Here is a 22,950-nt window from a genome sequence, read left to right as displayed (position 1 = left end):
TTCCCTTTCTCTTTAGCCTGTTATCATAGCCATTACTTGGAATCATGTCTGATTTTGTCAAAAATCACCGCATCGTGCCATAAATTTAAGATTTTGAAATGAAAAATCAGCAATTTCATGTATAATAATAGGATGTAACACAGTTGATAAAGTAGGAGGGTACGTTTTCAATGGAATGGACATTGGCCATTTTACTCGCAGTTGCGATTGCCTTGCTTGTGCTTTCGTTTTTCAAAACGGAAAAACCATCGAAAGTGGACGAGCAAATCGAGCAGCTTTCCATTTCCTTTATGCAAGAGCTGCATCAGCTAAAGAACCAAATTCGCGATATGGAACTCGACGCTGAAATCGCTGCACATGAGCCAGGAGCGCAAGCGCGATCATCATCGCATCAAAAATTGCTTAGAGAAATTCTTGACCTGCATAAACGCGGCTATTCAGTTGAAGGCATTGCAATCGAAACAGAGCTTGAAACCCATGAAGTAGAGCGCCTGTTGGCCCCGTACGTTTACAATGGCACAAAAGAAAGAAAGAAGGCTGCAAATGAGTCCTAAATCATTGCGCAGTTTTGCTTGTGGCTTGCTCGTAGCTGCTGTGGCTCTTGGCGCAGTATACTTTATCCAGGGAGACGGGGCCTCTTCCGCTGCTGCACCAGAACTAACTGAAGATGAGATGAAGCAATCACTCGCAGAGGCAGGCTATGTCATCGAACAACAAGACACATGGGATCAGATGGAAAGCGATTTACAAGAAGCACAAGCTGCCTTAGAGGATGCAACGCAAAACGAAGATGGGGATAGTGAAGAGCGAATTGTTTACAGAACCATTCTTCATGTTCAATCGGGAATGACAAGCATTGACGTCGGCCAAATGCTTGAAGAGGCAGGCATTGTTGACAACGCCCATGATTTTTTTGATGCCGTGGATGAACGTGGCTTATCAAATGAGCTAAAACCGCAAGTCACCGGGGAATTATCAAGTGAAATGAGCATGGACGAAATCTTAGATGAATTGTTCTAAGTACAACATTCGACGCATCTTACATTCATTCCTTTTTATTTAGCAAATTTCTTATATAAAGGCCAGACAAGGTTGCCGATTTTGTCGGCAACCTTTCTAACTGAAAATCGAGTAAGTGTTTTTCTAGTATAAAAATCCAGCGAGCTTTATCTGCTCGCTGGATTTTTATTTACTCATTTTCAAACAAATCAACTTCATCCATGACTGAATCGACTGATTTAGGGCCCTCTCGGTTTTCCTGTAAATCAAAGTAGTCATTGACTAAGTCTTGGGCAATGCTTTGAGCAATTTTATACGATGTTCCCCTTGGAATTTGCACTTTTGGAGCGATGACAGCAAAGGCGATCTCTGGATCGTCATAGGGAGCATAGCCAATAAAGCTTTGGTTGTTTCCGTTTAAAACTTGGCGATTATCGCCTTCGCCAATCGCCACGGAAATCTCTGCTGTCCCAGTCTTAGCAGCAATCGGCACATCCGTTTTAATTGAACTAGCTGTACCGCGGCTGCCTGTCACCACGCGGCGGAAGCCATTTTGCACCACGTCAAGTTTGTCTTTAGACATGTCGACTTCATTAAGCACTTCAGGCGCAAATTCCTTTACAACGGTCGCTTCTTCTCCATTGATAGAAGGCTCCAATATTTCTTTGACAAGACGAGGGCGCATGCGCACGCCATCATTGGCAATCGTGCTCGCGTATTGGCCAACCTGCAACGTCGTATAAGTGTCGAATTGGCCGATCATAAAGTCAAGTGAAGCCCCTGGCTCTTGTGGAACGCCAGTAATACCTGTTACTTCATGGGGAAGGTCAATTCCCGTTTGAGTCCCTAAGCCAAATTGGCTGAAATAATAACGTGAACGCTCTAACACATCATTGGCGACGGACAGGCCAAACAAGCTACGTTGGCTTTGGGGGATGTTGCTGTTGTACGTATAGTTGCCCATTCGCATCGCAATTTCAAACATATAGACGTTCGAAGACCGTTCCAGCGCAGTACCCATATTAACAGGCCCCATAGTGGACACCGACTTTTTCTCAGGCGTGCCATTAAAATGCAACGGCCGGTCATTAACAACCGTATCAGGAGTGACAACGCCCTCTTGCATGCCGGTTAACACGGATGCCCCTTTGACGACAGAGCCAAACTCAAACGCATTGTTCACAGCTCCGGTTGGGTGCAAATAGCTTTCATCTTCTCCGGCAGGATCGACAAAACCGCTAATCGCTAATATTTCACCTGTTTTTGGATTCATCACAATCGCATAGGCGCTGCCTTCTTGCTGCTGCAAGTAGTAGCCGCGGTTTTTCATGACATGTTTTTCTACCGCTTCATCAAGCAGTTGCTGGTACTCCATATCAACGCTTAATACTAAGTCATTGCCACGGCTGCCAAGTGTTTCTTCGACGACGCTTTCGGCTTCCTCGCCGCCAGTCCGTGTGGATGTCCGCGAAATTTCCGCTTTTGTGCCACGGAGCACATTTTCATATTGAAGCTCCAAATAGCTGTTGCCGACAAGATCAGAGCGGGCATAGCCGTTTGCCAAATAATCATCGACTTTTTCCGATTGGATTGACCCAACGCTGCCATACAATTGCCGCAACGTGTCGCCATATACGTACTCCCTTGTCGCATCCCGCTGCAAGTCGATGTTCGGCAGCTTGTCCAAGTGCTCACTTAACACATGGGCTTCCTCTTCCGTAATCGATTGTTTAATTCGTTGTGGCGTGCCGCTAGTACCGCGGAGCATATGTGTAAAAATTGCAATGACTTGTTCTTCTTCTTTCGAATAGCCATCGACCATCTCTTCTGTAATTTCATCTATAATCGTTTGGTACTCGTCTTTATCGTCGACTTTTTTTCCTTCGATTAACGCCTTCCGCTCTTTTTCGCTATGAGTGACATACCAATATTCTTGTTTGTCGCGAAAACGGAGATTCTCTGTGTCGACTTCAATGAAATCAGACAGCTTTATCGCTAATTCAAGAATATCTTCGGCTTTTTGGTTCCCAGGATTGGTGTAAGTGACAGACAACTCCATGGAATTGTCGACCACCACATTGCCGTAGCTATCATACATCAGTCCACGGGGCGCGTCGATGCGGGCCGTTTGGTTCGATACATGTGTTAACTCTTCTTCGTAAGATTCGCCTTGGACTATTTGGACCATGCCGAGACGCAAAATCAATGCAGAAAACAACAAAAACACGCCAAGAAACAAAATATTTAGCCTGGCGGATACTTGGCTGCGCGCTTTGTTTTTTTTCTCAGCCATCATTTCCCCTCCATCATCATTTATGTATCGCCTAACAGCTTATAAATTCCCAACACAAAAAGACACCCGGCAAGCGGATGCCTTTTCTACTCTTTACCCGCGGGTGCCGTTAGCAGTAAATGTTTCATGAACCTACTCTCGCAGGTGGGTGTTCGCAGTTCACGTTCCGAAGTCCGAACCAGTCGGCATGACGTAGAGTCAATCATATAGAACTCCCTTTTTTACATTCAAGGTTCGAAACATAAAAAAGCACACGAACATAGCAGGCAATTCTTGTTTATTATAATATGGACGACACAATCTGTCAAAGGCCGAGAAAAAGTTACACCGAGCCTCCAGCGCTATTTTCCCCGTCTGGGTCCCCTGCATATTGCACATGGCTAGGCTCAGGATCTTGGGGGCTTAACTGAATGTTTCGCACAAAAAAATAGATCCATAAATGACCTGAACCAACAAGAAGCAATACAGACGGAATCGCCTGTTTTTCTGGAAACAAGCTAATCGCAGCAATAAATAAAAGAATCGATAATATTCTCCCTGTATTTAGCACACATTCACGGATGATGATGTATTCAACCCGCAATTCCGCTGCATTGTACGAACGGCCAATTACATCGTACGTAAGCGAAATATAAGGGATGAGCAGCAATGGATAGGCGATGGAAATAAACACGCCATACGTGATGAGTTTAGCAAAGCTTAAGTGAAACAGAAGGATGAAAATCGCTCCATATAAAATGCAACCGCCTACTAATATGGCCCGCTTTCGGAAAGCGCGCTTTAACAGCCGAGCTGCTAAATAATAAACCACCAACTGCACACTGGAAGTGACAAGCCCATATGTGCCAAGAGCAAGCTCGTTGCCAGTTGTCACATATACCCATACGACGATGACAAAAGCAAACGTCCCTTCCCGAAAACCTTGGAATAAATGGGCACAAAGTATTCTCGCCCAATCTTTGTTTCGGCGTCGTTCTTTCAACACTTCCCCTAATTGTAGCTTTCCTTTCGCATGCCGTTTGGAAAGCCACATTGTTAAAATGACACCGATAAGAAATAGCGTCAACGAACAGGCAAAAATGAGGAAATAGCCGCGGTAACCAGTCATTCTCGTAATGATAAACCCAGCCAACAATGGGCCGGTCATCCCAGCAAAAGAGGTTAGCAGCCCTAAAAAGCCGTTAAAAAAGTCGCGTGTATCGGGCTCTGTTACTTCGAACGTCAGCACATTAAATGCAAGCCAATAACAACCAGCGCCAGCACCAAGCAACGCACCAAGCAAAAGCAAATAATCGGCGGCATGTGACCCGGCTAGAAGCACCGTAATATAGAAAAGCGACATAATGCTTACGCCTAGGCGCAAAATAAACACACGGTCGATCCTCTTCGTTAGCTTCCCTGCAAGGATAAAGGCGAGTGGCTGCAACATGACAGACATTAAATTGTATAAAGCGAGGTCCATAAATTTCCCAGACTGTTTCCACAAGAATATATTTACAAATGTATTGGAAAGCGCCACACTTAGCGCATAAAGGCCGCCAATGACAAGGAGCAATTTCAAATCTTTTGATGCTTCTACATGGCCGAACACTTTATCTGCCAATTTCTTTTGCATGACCTCACCACCTTAGTCGGTAGTGTGATCTGTTTTAATGCCTGCTATGCACGTTTTTTCTGCCTTTGCCCAATGAAAAAGCCGCAAAGCGAAATGCTTCACGGCTCGTTGGCATGTATTTATTTTGCTGCTTCGTAACGTTTGCTAACCTCGTCCCAATTGACGACATTCCAGAAAGCTGCAATGTAGTCTGGGCGACGGTTTTGGTAGTTCAAGTAGTAAGCGTGTTCCCAGACGTCAAGTCCGAGGATAGGCGTTTTCCCTTCAGATAAAGGTGTATCTTGGTTAGGCGTGCTTGTAATTTCTAAATTGCCGTTGTTGACAACTAGCCAAGCCCATCCTGAACCAAAGCGCCCTTTTGCTGCGTCTGCAAATTTGTTTTTGAATTCTTCAACGCTGCCGAAAGTTGATTTAATATCTTCTGCTAGAGCACCAGTCGGCTCGCCGCCACCATTTGGACTTAAAATTTGCCAAAAAAATGTGTGGTTTGCATGGCCTCCGCCATTGTTGCGAACCGCTGTACGAATGTTTTCTGGAACAGCATCCAAGTTTGCCACCAAGTCTTCAATGCTCTTCTCTGCAAGGGCTGCATGCCCTTCCAATGCAGCATTTAAGTTTGTTACATACGTATTGTGGTGTTTGCCGTGGTGAATGTTCATTGTCGCCTCATCAATATGCGGCTCAAGTGCATTTGCAGCATAAGGCAATTCTGGTAGTTTGTAAGCCATGTTTTAATTCCTCCTCAGTTTCAAATAGTCTTCGATTCTCAATTAGATTACCATTAAAGACAGCGCTCCGCAAAGAAAATGCTCGCGCTTTCTCATTTATTTTTTATTCCCTATTCCCTTATCATTAAACATAAAAAAAACGCCTTTTTATTTAGGCGTTTTTTTAAAACGGAGGAAGAGGGATTCGAACCCCCGCGCGGTGTGACCCGCCTGTCGGTTTTCAAGACCGATCCCTTCAGCCAGACTTGGGTATTCCTCCAAAGTGGACCCTGTAGGACTCGAACCTACGACCAATCGGTTATGAGCCGACTGCTCTAACCAACTGAGCTAAGGGTCCGCAAGTATGTTTTAAAATGGGGCGGCTGATGGGAATCGAACCCACGAATGCCGGAACCACAATCCGGTGCGTTAACCACTTCGCCACAACCGCCATAAAAGCTTGATTCGTTATGTATAGATATGGTAGCGGCGGAGGGGATCGAACCCCCGACCTCACGGGTATGAACCGTACGCTCTAGCCAGCTGAGCTACACCGCCAATGGCTCCACAGGCAGGATTCGAACCTGCGACCGATCGGTTAACAGCCGATAGCTCTACCACTGAGCTACTGTGGATCGTCTTCCATACTCCTCATTCGGACAAAAATTATATTACCACGTTTTTCTCTTTGATGCAACGATTATTTAAGAAAAAACGGCCGGCTTTTACTTCCGGCCGTTATATAGGCTAATCGCCAATTACCGATTGGGCAATGTTGACCGAATGGTCGCCAATTCGTTCTAAATTACTAATAATATCGACAAAGACAATCCCCGCCGAACCAGAACATTTGCCCTCATTTATCCGTTTAATGTGTTGTTTTCTTAGCTTTCTTTCCATGCTATCAATTAAATCTTCATGTTTTAAAACGTCATGGGCTTTATCAAGGTCATCCCGTTCAAGGGAATCCATTGCTTCTTCTAATGTCGAATACGTTAATTTGAACATCTCGTTTAAGTCATTTAAGGCAATATCGCTCATTTTCACTTTATTCGCTTTTTGATAATCTTTCAGTTCAACAATGTTTTCCATATGATCGCCAATCCGTTCAATATCCCTAACAACATTTAATAGCGTTGAATGGAGATTGGAATCCGTCGGCGACAAGGAACGTGCCGACACTTTAACCAAATAGTCGGTGATCTCGCGGTCTAAATTGTTAATCGCTTGTTCATACTGGAGTGCCAACTCGGCGTCCTTCTTTTCGCCTGTTTCCATATAGCGAATCGCTTGCTCTAATCCCTTTTTTGAGTAATCGGCCATATGGATAATTTCTTGTTTGGCTTGTCCTAAAGCAATTGCTGGCGAGTTTCCGATAAAGATCGGATCTAAATGTTTTGGTTTGTAATCTAAAGCAAGTTCATCTCCTGGAACAAGCTTCGTAACGATATAGGCCAGTAAAGCGATACACGGAAATTGAATGATCACATTTGCGACATTATAGACACCGTGAGCTGATGCAATTTGCATGGAAGGGCCTAAATTGAATTGTTCGCCTAAAAAAGCAATAAAGTTTACAAAAATAGGAAACGCGATCATGACTAACACCGCACCAATGACATTAAACACGACATGGGTGAGCGCAGCCCTTCGTGCTCCTACAGTCGCACCAATCGCAACTAATACAGCTGTAAGGGTAGTACCAATGTTGTCGCCAATTAAAACGGGAAGCGCAGCTTGTAGTTCCATTGCTCCTTGCTCGTACAATTGCTGAACCAGACCGATTGCTGCAGTCGAGCTTTGCAAGGCGACAGCTAAAATCACCCCTACAATCACTCCTAAAAATGGGTTATCTCCCATCCTAACGGTGAAATCGACAAATGGTTCCCAATTGCTAAGCGGCCGCAAGCTACTTCCCATAAGATCTAGACCATAAAAAAGCCCGCCAAACCCAAACACGATCTGACCGATATGATTGACTTTTTTCTTTTTGAAAAAGAAAATTAAAAAGGCCCCTACTGCCATAATGGGCAAGCTGTATTCTTTTAAATTTAGTCCAATAATAAAGGCTGTTGTTGTTGTCCCAATATTTGCGCCCATTATAACAGCAATCGCTTGCCTAAGCCGCATAAAGCCTGCATTAACAAGTCCGATCGTCAACACCGTTGTCGCTGTGCTGCTCTGCAGTAAAATCGTGACGACAATCCCCGAAATTAGACCCATAAAAGGATTCGTTGTGTATTTGTCTAGCAAATCCCGCAACCGGTCTCCTGCTGTCTTTTGGAGTCCGTCACCCATATACTTGACGGCAAATAGAAAGATCCCTATTCCTCCAAGAAACGTAAACAGCAACGTTTGAAACTCTCCCACGCATCTCATCCCTTCATCCAACTCATTTTTGGGCGTCTTTCGACAAACCTCAACATTATGGTCCGTGTCTATTATTAAACAATTATTGAGTATTTGTAAATGATATTTACCGTTTCTTAATGTTTTCTTTACAAAACGAAAAAATGAGTGGCTATAGGCACCTAACTTGTCGTTATAATATGTGATTTGTTTAGTCTTATACAAAAAGACAGCCAATAAATGAACCGCTGCTTGGCCACATGGTCAGCGCTGACGTTTCATTTATTGACTTGAAAAGGATACACCGTCTGTGATTGCATGATAAAAAACCGGAATAAGAGCAAGTTCAGTCAACTGGCCTTTCAGGTCTCACTCTCTTTTGATCAACCATGTACTGGACGTGGGTATGCCTTTATTGGGACGTTTCCCATCGGAAGACTTCCTCCCTCACACGTGGCGCCGTTTCTTTTCCGAAAAGTTCAATTGCCTTCATGACATCTTCATGGGGCATCGAACCGACCGGCACATGCAGCATAAATCTTGTAATTCCTACATATTTACGCAGGTGAATTATCTTTTTTGCCACCGTCTCAGGATCTCCGACATAAAGAGCTCCCTCAAAGCTCCGTGCAGCATCAAAGCTTGAGCGGGTGTATACTCCCCAGCCTCTCTCCCGGGCAAGCGTATTCATCGCCTGCTGGGTAGAAGGAAAGAATGTGTCTGCAGCAGTTACCACATCTTCGGCTATAAACCCGTGTGAATGAGAGGCAACTTGGAGTTTTAAGGGGTCATGTCCCCCATGCTCAGCCGCTTTATAATAAAGTTCCACTAGAGGAGCAAACTGGAGTGGATTTCCACCGATGATCGCGAGGACAAGCGGGAGACCGAGAAGCCCTGCGCGAATAACAGATTCCTGATTGCCTCCGCTCCCAATCCATATAGGCAGTGGATTTTGTACAGGCCGTGGATACACACCTAAATTTTGAATAGCAGGGCGATGTTTGCCGCTCCACGTTACCCTTTCTGACTGTTGCAGCTGCAAAAGCAAATCAAGTTTCTCTTCAAACAGCTCATCATAATCATTTAAGTCATAGCCAAATAGCGGGAACGACTCAATGAAAGAGCCCCTGCCTGCCATTATTTCCGCCCGCCCATTTGAAAGTCCGTCAAGCGTTGCGAAATCTTGGAAGACGCGTACGGGGTCAGCAGATGAAAGCACAGTCACCGCACTCGTCAGCCTAATTCGTTTTGTTTGCGAAGCCGCCGCAGCCAATACGACAGCAGGGGAAGAAGCAGCATAATCTTGGCGATGATGTTCTCCTACGCCGAATACATCGAGTCCAACCTTGTCAGCAAGGACTATTTCCTCAACGACTTCCCGGAGTCGTTGGGCATGGCTGATTGTTTCCCCCGTCTTTATATCCGGAGTTGTTTCTACAAAGGTACTAATGCCTAATTCCATAGTCTTTCCTCCATATTTACTTTCCCCCTAGCTGCCGTGAGACAAGCTTCGCCTTTACTGGTGATCCTTACTTTGATTTGCATCTTCATTCTCCACTTCGACGGCTTTGACTAAAATCCTCGTTCCGTCGACGGAAACCACTTCCACTTCTGTATCGGCTTTAATCCAACGGCCCCCGCTTGTTGCGCTGTATGGGTTCCCCTCAATGTCAATGGTTCCAGTAGGACGAAAGTCAGTCAAAGCTATTCCTTTTTTTCCAACAAGTTCTTTGTAGCTTTCGTTCATAGAGTTATAGCCTTTTTCAGAAGAAAGTTGGTCTTTTAATGTCATTTTCGCCCACATATTCCGATGGGGAAAAACTTTTAAGAACAAAAGAGACGCAAAGGCACCGATTACGGTCGCAAATGAAACAAGCACGCCATAAACGAAATCTGGGGCAGGGATCGCTAGGCCGACGATCATTAGTATAACCCCAATCGCAGCAATTGTTCCGTCTGATGTCACGTTGCCGTCAAAGATAATGAGTCCAAGGCCAATTAAATAAAAAACAATTACCCAAGTGCCGACGTCCCCGTTTAAATGGTAAATAAAATACATGCATATTAACCCAATGCCGAGAAGGCCAAATAGACCCCTTACCCTAACTAGCAATTCGCCAATTAAAAATAATGTCCCAAAAGCAACTACGATAAATCCAATCGAAGCTGAATCGAGCCAATCAATCATAAAATCGACCTCCCAATCATCACTTATACCTTTTCTACGTGCAGCCCTTCAAAAAGTTTCATGCCCATAATAATAAGAGAGGAGCTCACTCCTCTCTTATTATGAACGAAATAGGTCAGCAATGGAATCAAAAAAGCGTTTCATTGCATCAATAAAACTGTCGAGGAATGATTTTGCCTCCTCGCTTTCGACAAAATTGCCAAAGTTCTCCCTTACTTTCGATAGCTGATCCTTTAAGTGATCCCAATCAATATCAAGATCTTTCATTTTCATAAATAATGCTGTAAGTTCATCCGTTTCCTGATCCGATAGCGTCACGTTAATTTCATCGGCAAGCTTAATAATAATCGTTCGCATTTCCTCTTCTGTTTTAATGTCGGTGCTAGCAATTTCTTCTTTCACTCGGGTAATTAACTCATTGGCCTCTTCGCTGCCAATCGATTCAGCTAGCTCTGCTGTTCGGATCATTTCCTCATTGGCAACGGTCTTTTGTTCCTCTGGAATATCCAAGTCAGCAGCTGTCTCATATGCTTTAATCAACCCAGTTAGAGCAGCCGTACCTGAAACTTCAAACGGAGCTGTGACATACACTTCAGCGTCTTGTACGCCAGCTGTTACTAAAGCATTGGCATACATTTCATTCGAAACCCAGCTAATTCGATCAGAAGTCACTTGTATGCCAGTGCCAGCAGGGGCAATTGTTATTTTCGATGAAGACAAGGCTTTATTGCCGATTTGGCTGGCGCTAATATACTGACCTAAGTATAAGTGCTCTTCTTCATTGGTTACATAAATGGTTTCATACTCATCAGGCAGTTCCATCCGTTTTAAAACATCCTTCTTCTGCTCCTCAGACAAGTTTTGTCCAAGGGTGACTATCACATCACCAGGGACGGCGTCTGCAAACGCTAGTTTTGGCATAAAGGAAATAACAAGCAATAACGCAGTCAAAGCGATGCTTATTTTCTTTAATGTTGTTCTCATTAAACTGATCACTCCTGTTCGTGAGGCAGCTGTTTTTACAGCCCTCTCAAATAGGTAACCTCTTTTTTGTTCATCCGAGAAGGGTCTAAAGTCCTGGTTCGCTGCTTAAATTTGTGTGATATGTTGGTTTTTTTCCCTGTGGAGGCATATTCCTATTATAAGGGAAGCCGCCAAAACGGCAACTAGGCTGCCAAGTGCAACCATGCCATTGCCTATCCACATTTGATAAAAAAGCGGCGCTGCCGCAATGCTTAAAAACCTTGCCATCGACAGATATGCAATTAAACGTTCACGGACAGCCCCTGCCGTCTTCTCCCCTAAGGCATTGCTTGCAAGGGGCAAGGCGACCCCTGTACATCCGCCGCAAATCAAAAGTACGATACAAAGTACAATTGCTTGCTCACTAAAGAATAGCAGCAAAAGTGTGCAACATAGCAGCAAACTTAACAGTACGCCACGTATTGCTGTTTGACCCACGTTGGCAACAAAGCGAATATTCGCTGAGCACAGCACCATTGCCAAAAACGGCAGCGCTAACAGCACACCCCGAACGGCAGGAGAAAAACCAAATAGCGAGAATAAATAAGAAGCATAAAAAAACAAACCATATAATAAAAACAAATGAACAAGGCTTAACATATACTCAGAGGCGGCAACGAAAAAATAGCGCCGGAAAGAGCGTTGTCCCACTTTTGGATTTTCCCACTTTAGCGGCGCAATATTGCGCCAGACAAAAAAGATGCTGCCAACAGCCAATAAGAGAAACAGGTATGGGCTTAGTGTCCAAGACAAATACAATAGCAAGCTCCCAATTAGTGGACTGCTTACTTTTGCGATGCCATTGCTAAGTTCAAGCCGCCCAAAGAGAACCAACTTTTCGTTGCCTTTTGCAAAAGCGCCTGCATATGTGTAAGCAAGAGAAGTTGCGCCACCTGCTCCCATCCCGGAAACTATCCGTCCAGCAAATAAAAGTGTAGCAGCCTCATTCATTTGGGCCCATACATTGACAAGCGACCCTACCATGACTAAAAAACAGCTTATGACCATAGCCTTGCGAATATTCGTACGCCGGGCCAATTGTTGGGCAAATGGAATCGCCACCACACCTGCGAGCGTAAAAGTGCTTAAAAACCACGTGCTTTCCGTTTGTGTAAATGCGTATGTTTGTTGAATAACGGGCAAAAGCGGCACATACATCGAATTCCCTAAGACGATCAGTGTCGGAAGTAAAAACAGCCCTGAATAATCATTCTTTTTCATTAGAGCCCTCACGAATGAATAGATTTTAAGCAAACGTCCATTCTATAGGTTATACATATTGAAGCCATTCATGCAAAAAGGAGGCGGCTGCGCTGTGAAACGGATCTTTTACGGGATTGTCTTGATTATTGTTATTCTTGGCATACACCATGATTTAACTGGCGGTACGTTTGCAGAAGAGAAAGGGACTAGTACGCCTCCTGCCTCTTTAGCCGTTCACGTGAAAGAGGATCAAGGAGAGGATGAGCCATCCCTCCCCTATCAAGAAGTGATTATTGAGCCAGGGCAAACTGTCCTCTCTGTCGTTGAACATTTGCATGGCCGCCAAGTCGACCGTCCAATCGAATCAATCATCGCAGACTTCCGCGAATTAAATGAACAAATGGAGCCAAACGCGCTTCAAGTCGGCCACCGTTACCGATTTCCTTTGTATGATGGTGAACCTGAGTGAATATCCTTGCCAGCCCTAGTTAATCATTGATAGAATAGAACAGACTCCATAGGAGACAAAAGATGGGCACAACTGCCCCTCAAAGGAGCGATTAGGTCTATGGCCGAGAGAGTTCACCGCAAAAATACGCGCCCTGTTAAGGTAGGAAACCTGACAATAGGGGGAAATGATGAAATTATTATCCAAAGCATGACGACAACAAAAACGCATGATGTCGAAGCGACTGTTGCGGAAATTAATCGATTAGAAGAAGCGGGCTGCCAGATTGTACGTGTAGCTTGTCCAGATATGCGAGCTGCAGAAGCAATCTCTGAAATAAAAAAACGCATCAATATCCCCCTTGTCGTTGATATTCATTTTAACTACAAGTTTGCGCTTAAAGCAATTGAAGGCGGCGCTGACAAAATCCGTATCAACCCTGGCAACATCGGCAAGCGCGAAAATGTAGAAGCAGTCGTAAAGGCAGCAAAAGAAAAAGGCATTCCGATCCGTATTGGCGTCAACGCCGGCTCGTTGGAACGCCATTTGCTTGAGAAATACGGCTATCCAACTGCTGACGCGATGGTCGAAAGTGCATTGCACCATATCCGTATTTTAGAAGAACTCGATTTTTACGATATTATCGTATCGATGAAAGCCTCGGATGTGCGTTTAGCAATCGAAGCTTATGACAAAGCGAGCAGAGCATTCGACTACCCGCTCCATCTAGGCATTACTGAATCAGGCACGCTTTTTGCCGGGACGGTCAAAAGCGCAGCTGGAATTGGTGCTCTTCTGCATATGGGTATTGGCAACACATTGCGGATATCGCTGTCGGCTGATCCGGTTGAAGAAGTAAAAGTGGCACGTGAACTTTTGAAATCGTTTGGCCTAGCTGCTAATGCAGCGACACTCATCTCCTGCCCGACGTGCGGCCGGATTGAGATTGATTTGATTAGCATTGCCAACGAAGTGGAAGAATACATTTCAAAAATTAAAGCACCGATCAAAGTCGCTGTTCTCGGTTGCGCCGTAAATGGCCCAGGCGAAGCCCGAGAAGCAGATATCGGCATTGCCGGAGCACGGGGCGAAGGACTTTTGTTCATGAAAGGCGAGATTGTCCGTAAAGTTCCAGAAGAAACAATGGTGGAAGAGCTAAAGAAAGAAATCGATAAACTTGCAGAAGAGCATTATGCAAAACAACGCGAAGCTCAGCCGAATTAAACCATTTAAAAGCCGACTCGGGTCCGAGCCGGCTTTTTCGTTTAAAAAAAGGGTGAAAAGATAAGCGTAGAGAGAACAGAAACAATGCCGATTGCGGTGGCCCAAATGCCTAACCCTCTTGCCCCTCTTGAAATGGCAACAGCGCCGCAAATAATGCCGGCTGTCCCTAACAATAATGGGACAAGAAACAAGGAAGTAAGCGAGAGGACGAGCGCTAACGTACCTATCCCTTTCCCCGCATCTGTTCGGTCTGTCTCTTCTTCTGTATCTTGTTCTCGCAACCTTTCGTCCGCCGAAAATTCACTTGCCGTTTCCTCGTTAAAACGGTTTTCATCCTGATTGTCCAGCAAGTAGTCTGAGCCTTCTTCGCCATCATGACCATCCACATGCGTATTTAAAAAGGTTAGCGACGGATCATTTTCATCGACTAGTTTAACCGTTTCTTTCTGTTTGTTTTCTGCCAAAATGCTTCCCCCGCTTTCTTATGAAGATTGTCGTTAGTTTGCCGTAAAAGGAAACGATACATGCTGCCAAGTATTACTAAAAGAGGTGTAATTGTAATGAAAAAACGGATTGGACTCGATATTGACGGTACGATTACAGACCCAGCTACGTTTGTCCCTTATTTAAATAAAGATTTTAATAAGAAATTCACACTAGCTGATTTGTCTGAATACGACTTGACTAAAATCCTTCGCATTTCAGACAAAGAATTTTGGGATTGGATGGAAATAAATGAACCTACAATCTATGCTGAAGCAGAGCTCGCTTATGGTGCCAAACAGGCCCTTCTAAATTGGAGTAAAGAACATGAGCTCATTTACATCACAGCCAGACGTAAACACTTAACAGACGTTACGACCTCTTGGTTCGCGAATCGCCAAGTGCCTTATCACCATATTGAACTTGTCGGCAAGCATGATAAACTTGAGGCCGTTAAAGCGCAAAAGCTTGACGTTTTTCTTGAAGACAAACATGATAATGCCGTCATGATATCTGAAGAATTTGCGATTCCTGTCCTCTTATTCGATACGCCATACAACCAAATGCCAACCCCACAATCTGTCGTACGCGTGCGAAACTGGCAAGAAGCATATCATTGGATGGAACGCTGGCTTAAAAGCGGGGAGGCGTTTCCTATATAAAAGGGGGCTTGCTTGGCAAGCCCCTCAGACTGTAGTCACTCATATGCTTTGAAACGGTCGTTTCATGCGCAAGAAAACCGCTGCTCATGAACCCCCGTTCTATTCGCATCTTCCCTCGGCCGCACTCCTCGTCTGACAAGCGTTTGAGCGGTTATTGACTTAGTTGGTAAGCCTTAGTGTTCTTTTTTTGGTTTGAAGGTTTGGCAACACGTCTCTGCGCTTTGTTCGGCATGTTCGTGTACGTCCTCTTTTGCATCGGCATGCCATTCACTACTTGCCTCGATATCATAGTCTGCTGCGTAAGGATCGGTTTCCACAAGAATTTCTTCAGCGCCGCATTTGTTTCCCTCTGCCCAAAAGGTGCAGTTAGATACTCGGCAATGGACAATTGGACTCATTGATTATCCCCTCCTGCTCTTAGCTTTCGCGCTAAAACAAGCCGGAATACATGGCAACGCTTGCCTATTTCTTAAACGACTTTCCTCCCAAACGTAAAAAAGCTTAAGGGCTCTCCCTTAAGCTTTTACTGCTGGCATTGTTCGCACATGCCGTATATTTCAAATTTATGTCCAGTAACATGGAAATGGGGAAATCGTTTTGCAAGCGACTCGTCCATTGGGCAATTGTGAAAATGCTCTGTTTTCCCACACTCTAAGCAGATAAGATGGTGATGATGGTCCGACGTTTCGCAACTGAATCGAAAACGTTTTTCCCCGTCCAGCTCTGTCGTTTCCAACAAACCAATCTCAGCAAAAAGGGAGAGGTTCCGATAAATGGTATCGAAACTTAGTCCTGGATAGCGGTCTTGCATTGCTTCCAACACCCCTCGTGCACTTAAATAACGGGAGTTAGCCGCAAACAGCTTTAGCATCTCTTCCCGCTTGCCCGTATACTTATACCCTTCTTCTTTTAGACGATTAAGTGCAGTTGATACATCCATGCAATCGACCCTCTTTTTAGACTTTCTTTTAGTTTAACGGATTTTTTTAAGCTTGACTAGGTGTGTTTCCCCTACCGAATAAGAATAAGCCTTTTTTGCGATTTCGCCCAAATGCTAGTGACAAAAGCAAAATGATGACAGCAATCATGACAATCGCCCCACCTGGTGCTATTTGCAGTTGGTAAGCAGCAATTAAACCGCCAATCACGGCCATTTCGCCAAAGGCAACAGCAAACACAAACAATTGTTTAAACCCTTTAGCAAAACGCATGGCGCTCGCAACAGGCAGTGTCATAAGCGAGGAAACAAGCAGAATCCCCACAACCCGCATCGAAGCGGCAATCACAAGGGCAACCATTACCATAAACACGAGATGGACCAGGTGCCGGTTAATTCCTGAAACAATTGCTTGCTCCTCATCAAACGACAAAAAGAACAATTCTTTATAAAAAAGGATCAGCACAACAAAAACGACAACCGTTATGATCGTGATCGTAATAAAGTCACTGCGATTGACGGCAATGACTGAACCAAACAAATAATTGAGCAAGTCATTGTTAAAGCCATTGGCCAAAGAAATAAAAATAACCCCAAGACCAATCCCAGCAGACATGATAATTGGAATCGCGATTTCTTTGTAATGGACGTATACTTGGCGAAGTTTCTCAATAAAAAGGGACCCGCCTACAGAAAATGCCATTCCTAAGTAAAGAGGGTTCGCCCCGCTCATAAACGGAAAGTAACTGCCAAGCAATAAGCTAAATGTAATTCCTGAAAGGGTGATATGTGATAGAGCGTCAGCGATGAGCGACATCCGCCTGACCACTAGAAATACTCCTAGAAGTGGGGCTAACACACCGATGAGCATCCCTGTAAAAAAAGCATATCGTAAAAAATCATAAGTCAAGAACGCGCTAAACATGGGCAACTCCTTCATGGTTATGGGTTAGAAGTTGAACGTCATGCCCATAAAATTCAAGTTTATCGTTTTTGGCAACAAATTCATCTGACGTCCCATGAAAATGGATTGTTTTATTTAAGCAGGCAACTTCGTTTACGTATTGCGTCATTGCTCCAATATCATGGGAAATCAACAGCAATGTTTTCCCGTCTTCTTTATGCAGCTTTCTTAATAACCCATAAAAATCACTAACACTTTTGGCATCGACCCCAACGGTCGGCTCATCTAAAATAAGGAGTTCTGGGTCGCTCACAAGGGCTCTCGCAATAAAGACGCGTTGTTGTTGGCCCCCTGACAATTCACCGATGTTTTCATGCATATACTCTGACATGCCTACTTGGCGAATGGCCTCATTAATTTTGTCTTTATCCTGTTTGCGCAAAAAGCGAAACAACCCGACTTTGGCGTACAATCCCATTGACACTACTTCAAAAACAGTCGCCGGGAAGCCGCTAGAAAAGCTATTTGCTTTTTGGGAAACATAGCCGATTTTATCCCATTGTTTAAACTTGTCTTGTGGTTGATTGAATAAAGAAATGCTGCCTTCATCTGGGCGCAGAAGCCCAAGAAGCAATTTTACTAGCGTTGATTTCCCTGACCCATTGGGACCGACAATCCCTAAAAAGGCGCCTTTTTCAATTGTTAACGAAATATTGCTTAAAACGGGACGCTTCCCGTAATGAAATGATACGTTTTTTAACTCTGCCAGCGGAGCATAGCGGTCCATGTTTTCACCGTCCTACTTATTCAGAATGCTTCCGATTTAATCCTTCTCCTATTATAACGATTATTTTTTAAATGTCTAGAGAAAAAAACAATCGGTTGGACCATTAAAAAAAGAGCGCTAGGCGCTCTAAGACTGTAGACAAACGCTCGATACGTCGTTGTTTTCCCGCTCGTGTGCCCGATACATACGTTTTTCGTCCTTTCCATTCGACTCATGTTGCTTGTTACTCATCGCCTGCGTAAACGACGGCAGGTGCTCCATGTCGTTCTGCTGCCGTTTGGATCTTTACCGCGTAACTGCTTTTTGCATCGCCGTTTTCATTGATATACGATTCTAAACCACCCATGCCGCGGTTATAAGCAGTCAATGCTTTATCCCAATCGCCATATTGATCATAAAGAAAATCCAAATATTCAACGGAAAGCTGAATCGCGTAGAATGGATCAAAAAGCAGTTCTTGGCGATATTCTACGCCAGCCATTTCAGCAATCCACGGAGCCGTATTAGTCATAAACTGCGCCATTCCATAAGCATGACCATATTTTGTCTTTGGACCGACCGCATTTGTATCAAACTGTTCTCCGCTCTCAACTTTGAGCAATTCATACACAAGGTAGGGATTCATTTGCTTTTGTTCTGCTAAATGAGCTAAATACATCCCCCACTCTTTTTTAAAATGGCCATCGCTGTCTTCATATAATTCATCCGCAAGCTTCATTGCTTCGGACCAGACTTGATGATTGTCTTCAAATGACAATTCTTCGGCAACAGCACCTGTTTCTTGCAACTCCTCTTCCATCGAGCCAAAAAGCTGTCTCATTTCCTCATTTTCCTTGGCCAGCTCCTTGTTTGTTTCGCGGTAATCATGTATAAGTAAAAAGGCGCCACCAACTAAAGCCGCTAAAGCAGCTGCCAACAGTACTTTCATTGTTCGCTTCACACTGTCTCACTCCTTTGTTCTTTGAACGCTGAAAGCATAAGCGATTGCGCCATCAGGAACAAGGAGACAAACAGTGGCTAGAAGCGGCAAATACCTAAAAATCAATTAAAAACCTTGCATTTCCTCCACAATACTCTCTCAAAGGGCGAATTGCTGCCTTATTTCACTTGATCCGCGCCAATAAAAGGCTCATTCAGGCTCGAAAAATGATTGGAACAAAACCAATAAATATCCTTTTCAAACTAATAATGGCAATATCATCTCAATTCGCGTCCCAACATTGGCTTCACTCTGAATATCAAATGTGCCTCCATGGTCTTCAATAATCTTTTTGCATAACGGGATACCGACGCCCGTGCCTTTTTCTTTTGTCGTAAAAAATGGTTTTCCAAGTTGGCTTAAAACAGTATCAGGCATGCCTTTGCCATTATCGATCAGCTCAATAACGACTTGCTCGCCAACTTCCCTGCTTCTTATTTCCAGCCGCCGTCCAGTTGACTGCTCTTCATAAGCTTCAATTGAATTGCGCAACAAATTAAGCATAACTTGCTTAAACATCGATTCGTTTACATGGCATATCGCAAACGTTTCTTCAATGTCAAGTTGAAATTCAACACTGTGCAGAGAGCATTCTGCCCGCATCAGTTCAGCAAGTGATTGGAGCAACTGTGCTGGCGATTGCCATTTACGGTCGTTCTTTTTGCGTGAAACCGATAGAAAATCTTCAATAATGACATTCATACGGTTTAGCTCTGAAATAATCGTATTGTAATACTTCTGAAAATCGCTCGTCAAATGGGATAATTGCAAAAAACCCTTAATGACAGACAACGGGTTCCGGAGCTCGTGGGCGACACTGGCAGCAATATGCGATACTGCTTGCATTTGATGTTGAAATGTGACTAATTCCTCGAATTTCCGTTTCACCGTCAAATCTTCTAAAAGCACATAGTACACAAAAGCATACGTCCCTCTCTCAGGAAATACAGTCACTTTGATTGTCGCATCGTCATCTTCATAACAGTTTTTAACAATCTGGTTGCCTCGCCCGACTGAGATGCTTAATTGTTCATTAATAAAATGCAGCAAATGATCAGAAACGCCTAACTCTGCCAGTGTTTGTTCTTCAAGGTCTTTTTCTGCCAAATCGGTGAGATGAACAAAGGATTCGCTCCAGTGGAGCTGTCGAAAGCACTCGTCTACCTTTAAGTAAGGAATATCCATTGCTTTAATAAAAGAAAACATTGAATGTGCGACGTCAGGCGGTTCTTTTATGTAAAGTAAATGGTCATCGTGTACATCTACGCTTTTTGCCATTTGCCGCACTTGGTTACTCCCTATAGGGGCTGCTTTTTGATTTTGGGAAAGCTTGCACATCCTTGCACATCCTTCTTCAGTAGTGATCCTTATCTAACAACCATGGCCGTAAACATTCCCCGCTACTCTATTCTTATTCGAGATAATGGCGTTTTTTCCTGTTTTTGTTCTAATTAAAATTCCCGATCATATAGTAACAAGACTTTCTTTATAAAGGGGGCGGTTTTGCACAGTGAATATCATTATGCAGCAGCTCATTAACCAAAAAATCAATTCGATTACTGAATCCGAATTTATTCAATTAGCGCACAAACATGGTTACCAAGTAACGCCAGCACAAACAAAAGCAATTTTCAAAATCATAAAGGCACAACGGATCGACATCGGAAACCGATCACAAATCGACCAAATTTTAGAGAGGCTGCGAACGGAAACAGACCCGTATATTGCCGGTGTTGTCGACGAATTGTTTGAGCAATTTCAACATTATTTGGATTAACACAAAAAGCTCACGTCTTATATAAGAACGTGAGCTTGAAACATTTTGGCCACACCGCCTATTAAAAAATCTTTGTGTTGGGAACTTTATTTTTCAATAGGTTCTAGCAACTCCCGGCGCAACAACGCAATTTCATGTTTGTATGGAGGCCTTTTATCTTTCTTGTCTTTGCCTATGAAAGGCGTTTCTAGAATTTTAGGAATGTCTTTAAATTGGTCATGATGGACAATATAATCAAGCGCTTTAAGGCCAATATGGCCATGGCCAATGTTTTCATGGCGGTCTTTCCGAGCACTGCGTTCATTTTTAGAATCATTGATATGGACGACTTTAATCCGTTCTGCTCCGATGATCCGGTCAAATTCATCAAGCACGCCGTCAAAATCATTGACAATATCATAGCCTGCATCGTGCGTATGGCATGTATCGAAACAAACCGATAAACGCTCATTGTGCGTAACGCCGTCTATAATTTTAGCAAGTTCCTCAAACGTACAGCCGCACTCAGACCCCTTCCCAGCCATCGTCTCAAGAGCGATTTGTACATCGCGCTTTTCAGTAAGAACTTCGTTTAAACCTTCAATGATCTTTTTAATGCCTTCCTCTGCCCCTGCACCTACATGAGCACCTGGATGAAGTACAATCTGTTTTGCACCTATCGCTTCAGTGCGTTCGATTTCAGATCGCAAAAAATCAACGCCGAGGCGAAAGGTTTCTGGCTTTTGCGTATTGCCAATATTGATGATATATGGAGCATGGACGACAATGTTTGATAGGCCATGCTCCGCCATATGGGCTTTCCCCGCTTCAATGTTTAAATCCTCAATCGCTTTGCGCCGTGTATTTTGAGGCGCCCCTGTATAAATCATGAATGTCGTTGCACCGTAAGAGGCTGCTTCCTCACTCGATTGCAGCAACATTTTCTTTCCGCTCATCGACACATGGGAACCAATTAACAATGACATGAAATCTCCCTCCGTATTATTTCTCTTTACGCGCGTTTAAGCGTCTCTCCCGTTTTTTCTGTTTGGCAATAGCGGCTTTCGCTTTTTGTTTATACCCAGGCTTTACTTTTTTAGGCCTAGCTTTTGCCTTGCCGCCGGTCCGAATGGGCCGATTACCTGTTTGCTTTTCAACAGTAGCTTTCCCTTTGTCTGTTGGTTGCTTTCGATTGATCCGACCCGCTCCCACAGGAGGCTTAACGAGCTCTGTCCATTCACCATCTTTGAATTCCACAAATGAAAAAACAATCCCCCGACTGGCAAGCTTCGCACACGCCGCTTCATCACTTTGCTCATACAGCGACAAGGCAATGCCGTCTGCGCCAGCCCGCGCTGTCCGACCGACACGATGGACATAAAAATCCAAGTCTTGTGGAAACGCGTAATTGATGATGTGTGTCACGCCTTTAATGTCAATGCCTCGCGCAGCCAAATCGGTTGCAACCAAATACTGGATTGATAAATCCTCAACCCGTTTCATTACTTTTTTGCGTTCCCGCGGTGCCAGGCCACCATGGAGGCAATCAACAAGTATATCCTCAGTAGCTAAAGCTGCTGTCACTTCGTCGGCTTGCTCTTTTGTATTGGTAAAGATGATCGCCAAATACGGGTTTAAGCCGCGAATAGTCTCTTTCAACACAGTCAACTTGTCCCGGTGGCGCACTGGAACAAGCTGGTGGGTAACACGCTCTGCCGCCAGCTTTTCTGGTTGAACATGAACATGCCGTGGGTTATTCATATATTTTTTTAAAAATGGTTGCAGCTTTTCAGGAACGGTTGCCGAAAAGACAAGCATTTGCAGGTCCTCGGCTAACCTTCCGGCAACCTTGTCCACGTCTTCTAAAAAGCCCATATCAAGCATCTGATCCGCTTCGTCAACAACAAGCGTCTTAGCCGTATATACAAGCAAGGAAGATGTATTGACAAGGTCAGCAATCCGGCCTGGCGTGCCGATGACAATGTGCGGTTGCTTAGTGGACAACCGCTGTGCTTGCCGTTTTCTGTCCGTGCCGCCAACGAAAAGCTGCGCATCAACTTGCCCGTCATAATAGACAATCAGCTTTTTTAACTCATCAAATAATTGGGCGCAAAGTTCTCGTGTAGGAGCAGTGATCACTGCCTGTACCTCGTTTTGCTCGATATCGAGCTGTTCGATGATCGGCAGCAAAAACGCAAATGTTTTTCCTGTCCCTGTTTGCGACTGGCCAATCACATCTTTTCGATTTAAAATCGCTGGAATCAATCGTTCCTGAATCTCAGTTGGCCGCTTGACGCCAATAGCGCTCAATCCTTTGAGCAGTCGCTCGTTTAAACCTAAACGGCTAAAATGTTCAGCATTCATTTTTAACTCCTACTTTCCGTTCGATTGCA

23 protein-coding genes, 5 tRNA genes and 1 other RNA gene are annotated in these 22,950 nt (G+C 44.2%); 6 read left to right on the top strand and 23 right to left on the bottom strand.

Annotated features, from left to right (window positions below; all coding sequences use genetic code 11):
• The first annotated feature begins 170 nt into the window (after positions 1 to 170).
• Together BUC05_RS02070 and BUC05_RS02065 are read left to right on the top strand one after the other, a co-directional pair.
• On the top strand, positions 171 to 554 hold the full coding sequence (locus tag BUC05_RS02070) for a hypothetical protein (protein ID WP_011246563.1): 384 nt from the start codon (positions 171 to 173) through the stop codon (positions 552 to 554).
• On the top strand, positions 544 to 1,020 hold the full coding sequence (locus tag BUC05_RS02065; RefSeq protein ID WP_063609092.1) for an MltG/YceG/YrrL family protein: 477 nt from the start codon (positions 544 to 546) through the stop codon (positions 1,018 to 1,020). The genes BUC05_RS02070 and BUC05_RS02065 overlap by 11 nt, the downstream gene beginning before the upstream one ends.
• Positions 1,021 to 1,189: 169 nt before the next feature.
• Here the strand turns inward: BUC05_RS02065 and BUC05_RS02060 are convergent, their stop codons facing one another.
• The 14 genes from BUC05_RS02060 to BUC05_RS01995 all read right to left on the bottom strand — a co-directional run bounded on the left by BUC05_RS02060 (position 1,190) and on the right by BUC05_RS01995 (position 12,395).
• Positions 1,190 to 3,292: a peptidoglycan D,D-transpeptidase FtsI family protein gene (locus BUC05_RS02060; RefSeq protein ID WP_063609093.1), complete on the bottom strand. Its 2,103-nt coding sequence runs from the start codon at positions 3,290 to 3,292 to the stop codon at positions 1,190 to 1,192.
• 90 nt (positions 3,293 to 3,382) lie between these two features.
• Positions 3,383 to 3,564: non-coding RNA, 6S RNA (gene ssrS / locus BUC05_RS02055), on the bottom strand.
• 50 nt (positions 3,565 to 3,614) lie between these two features.
• Positions 3,615 to 4,907 carry an MFS transporter gene (locus BUC05_RS02050; protein ID WP_073304019.1) on the bottom strand — a complete coding sequence of 431 codons (1,293 nt, stop codon included), beginning with the start codon at positions 4,905 to 4,907 and terminating at the stop codon, positions 3,615 to 3,617.
• A gap of 119 nt (positions 4,908 to 5,026) precedes the next feature.
• Positions 5,027 to 5,635 carry a superoxide dismutase SodA gene (gene sodA, locus BUC05_RS02045; RefSeq protein ID WP_011246559.1) on the bottom strand — a complete coding sequence of 203 codons (609 nt, stop codon included), beginning with the start codon at positions 5,633 to 5,635 and terminating at the stop codon, positions 5,027 to 5,029.
• Between the two features lie 169 nt (positions 5,636 to 5,804).
• Positions 5,805 to 5,894 (bottom strand) — tRNA-Ser (locus BUC05_RS02040).
• A 4-nt stretch (positions 5,895 to 5,898) separates the two neighbouring features.
• Positions 5,899 to 5,972: transfer RNA gene (locus tag BUC05_RS02035), tRNA-Ile, on the bottom strand.
• A 17-nt stretch (positions 5,973 to 5,989) separates the two neighbouring features.
• Positions 5,990 to 6,065: transfer RNA gene (locus tag BUC05_RS02030), tRNA-His, on the bottom strand.
• Between the two features lie 30 nt (positions 6,066 to 6,095).
• Positions 6,096 to 6,172 (bottom strand) — tRNA-Met (locus BUC05_RS02025).
• Between the two features lie 2 nt (positions 6,173 to 6,174).
• Positions 6,175 to 6,249, bottom strand: a tRNA-Asn gene (locus tag BUC05_RS02020).
• A 112-nt stretch (positions 6,250 to 6,361) separates the two neighbouring features.
• Positions 6,362 to 7,993 carry a Na/Pi cotransporter family protein gene (locus BUC05_RS02015; RefSeq protein WP_035203988.1) on the bottom strand — a complete coding sequence of 544 codons (1,632 nt, stop codon included), beginning with the start codon at positions 7,991 to 7,993 and terminating at the stop codon, positions 6,362 to 6,364.
• Positions 7,994 to 8,375: 382 nt separating this feature from the next.
• Positions 8,376 to 9,425, bottom strand: coding sequence for an LLM class flavin-dependent oxidoreductase (locus tag BUC05_RS02010; protein WP_011246557.1), 1,050 nt, complete (start codon positions 9,423 to 9,425; stop codon positions 8,376 to 8,378).
• Positions 9,426 to 9,479: 54 nt separating this feature from the next.
• Positions 9,480 to 10,151: an NfeD family protein gene (locus BUC05_RS02005; protein WP_011246556.1), complete on the bottom strand. Its 672-nt coding sequence runs from the start codon at positions 10,149 to 10,151 to the stop codon at positions 9,480 to 9,482.
• A gap of 99 nt (positions 10,152 to 10,250) precedes the next feature.
• Positions 10,251 to 11,135 carry a DUF1002 domain-containing protein gene (locus BUC05_RS02000; RefSeq protein WP_011246555.1) on the bottom strand — a complete coding sequence of 295 codons (885 nt, stop codon included), beginning with the start codon at positions 11,133 to 11,135 and terminating at the stop codon, positions 10,251 to 10,253.
• A gap of 105 nt (positions 11,136 to 11,240) precedes the next feature.
• Positions 11,241 to 12,395, bottom strand: coding sequence for an MFS transporter (locus BUC05_RS01995; protein WP_011246554.1), 1,155 nt, complete (start codon positions 12,393 to 12,395; stop codon positions 11,241 to 11,243).
• 94 nt (positions 12,396 to 12,489) lie between these two features.
• Here BUC05_RS01995 and BUC05_RS01990 point away from each other — a divergent pair, with 94 nt between their 5' ends.
• Both BUC05_RS01990 and ispG read left to right on the top strand, forming a co-directional pair.
• Positions 12,490 to 12,846, top strand: coding sequence for a hypothetical protein (locus tag BUC05_RS01990; RefSeq protein WP_073304017.1), 357 nt, complete (start codon positions 12,490 to 12,492; stop codon positions 12,844 to 12,846).
• 99 nt (positions 12,847 to 12,945) lie between these two features.
• Positions 12,946 to 14,049 carry a flavodoxin-dependent (E)-4-hydroxy-3-methylbut-2-enyl-diphosphate synthase gene (ispG, locus tag BUC05_RS01985; protein ID WP_011246552.1) on the top strand — a complete coding sequence of 368 codons (1,104 nt, stop codon included), beginning with the start codon at positions 12,946 to 12,948 and terminating at the stop codon, positions 14,047 to 14,049.
• A gap of 41 nt (positions 14,050 to 14,090) precedes the next feature.
• Here the strand turns inward: ispG and BUC05_RS01980 are convergent, their stop codons facing one another.
• Positions 14,091 to 14,513: a DUF4190 domain-containing protein gene (locus BUC05_RS01980; protein WP_011246551.1), complete on the bottom strand. Its 423-nt coding sequence runs from the start codon at positions 14,511 to 14,513 to the stop codon at positions 14,091 to 14,093.
• A 96-nt stretch (positions 14,514 to 14,609) separates the two neighbouring features.
• On the opposite strand from BUC05_RS01980, the gene BUC05_RS01975 reads away from it, so the two are divergent.
• A complete protein-coding gene (locus tag BUC05_RS01975; protein ID WP_011246550.1) occupies positions 14,610 to 15,194 on the top strand; it encodes a 5' nucleotidase, NT5C type in 585 nt (194 codons plus the stop codon).
• 173 nt (positions 15,195 to 15,367) lie between these two features.
• Here BUC05_RS01975 and BUC05_RS01970 read toward each other — a convergent pair whose 3' ends face one another.
• The 6 genes from BUC05_RS01970 to BUC05_RS01945 form a co-directional block, all read right to left on the bottom strand.
• Positions 15,368 to 15,592, bottom strand: coding sequence for a DUF1540 domain-containing protein (locus BUC05_RS01970; protein WP_011246549.1), 225 nt, complete (start codon positions 15,590 to 15,592; stop codon positions 15,368 to 15,370).
• A 125-nt stretch (positions 15,593 to 15,717) separates the two neighbouring features.
• Positions 15,718 to 16,134: a Fur family transcriptional regulator gene (locus BUC05_RS01965; RefSeq protein WP_011246548.1), complete on the bottom strand. Its 417-nt coding sequence runs from the start codon at positions 16,132 to 16,134 to the stop codon at positions 15,718 to 15,720.
• 46 nt (positions 16,135 to 16,180) lie between these two features.
• The gene (locus tag BUC05_RS01960) at positions 16,181 to 17,056 is read right to left on the bottom strand and encodes a metal ABC transporter permease (RefSeq protein WP_011246547.1); all 876 of its coding nucleotides are present in this window, start codon (positions 17,054 to 17,056) and stop codon (positions 16,181 to 16,183) included.
• A complete protein-coding gene (locus BUC05_RS01955) occupies positions 17,049 to 17,822 on the bottom strand; it encodes a metal ABC transporter ATP-binding protein (RefSeq protein WP_011246546.1) in 774 nt (257 codons plus the stop codon). The genes BUC05_RS01960 and BUC05_RS01955 overlap by 8 nt, the downstream gene beginning before the upstream one ends.
• Positions 17,823 to 18,045: 223 nt before the next feature.
• Positions 18,046 to 18,762, bottom strand: a complete 717-nt coding sequence (locus tag BUC05_RS01950; protein ID WP_011246545.1) for a lytic transglycosylase domain-containing protein — start codon at positions 18,760 to 18,762, stop codon at positions 18,046 to 18,048.
• A 237-nt stretch (positions 18,763 to 18,999) separates the two neighbouring features.
• Positions 19,000 to 20,139 carry a sensor histidine kinase gene (locus tag BUC05_RS01945; protein ID WP_011246544.1) on the bottom strand — a complete coding sequence of 380 codons (1,140 nt, stop codon included), beginning with the start codon at positions 20,137 to 20,139 and terminating at the stop codon, positions 19,000 to 19,002.
• A gap of 172 nt (positions 20,140 to 20,311) precedes the next feature.
• Here BUC05_RS01945 and BUC05_RS01940 point away from each other — a divergent pair, with 172 nt between their 5' ends.
• The gene (locus tag BUC05_RS01940; RefSeq protein ID WP_011246543.1) at positions 20,312 to 20,578 is read left to right on the top strand and encodes a DUF2624 domain-containing protein; all 267 of its coding nucleotides are present in this window, start codon (positions 20,312 to 20,314) and stop codon (positions 20,576 to 20,578) included.
• 86 nt (positions 20,579 to 20,664) lie between these two features.
• Here BUC05_RS01940 and BUC05_RS01935 read toward each other — a convergent pair whose 3' ends face one another.
• Together BUC05_RS01935 and BUC05_RS01930 are read right to left on the bottom strand one after the other, a co-directional pair.
• Positions 20,665 to 21,543 (bottom strand): deoxyribonuclease IV, encoded by an 879-nt coding sequence (locus tag BUC05_RS01935; protein WP_011246542.1) that lies wholly within the window; start codon positions 21,541 to 21,543, stop codon positions 20,665 to 20,667.
• Between the two features lie 16 nt (positions 21,544 to 21,559).
• Positions 21,560 to 22,921, bottom strand: coding sequence for a DEAD/DEAH box helicase (locus BUC05_RS01930; RefSeq protein WP_011246541.1), 1,362 nt, complete (start codon positions 22,919 to 22,921; stop codon positions 21,560 to 21,562).
• Positions 22,922 to 22,950 lie beyond the last annotated feature (29 nt).

This window comes from Shouchella rhizosphaerae, from assembly GCF_900142675.1.
Lineage (GTDB): Bacteria > Bacillota > Bacilli > Bacillales > Bacillaceae_D > Shouchella > Shouchella rhizosphaerae.
The sequence above is the reverse complement of the archived record's forward strand: the minus strand, read 5'-3'. Positions and strand labels throughout refer to the sequence as shown.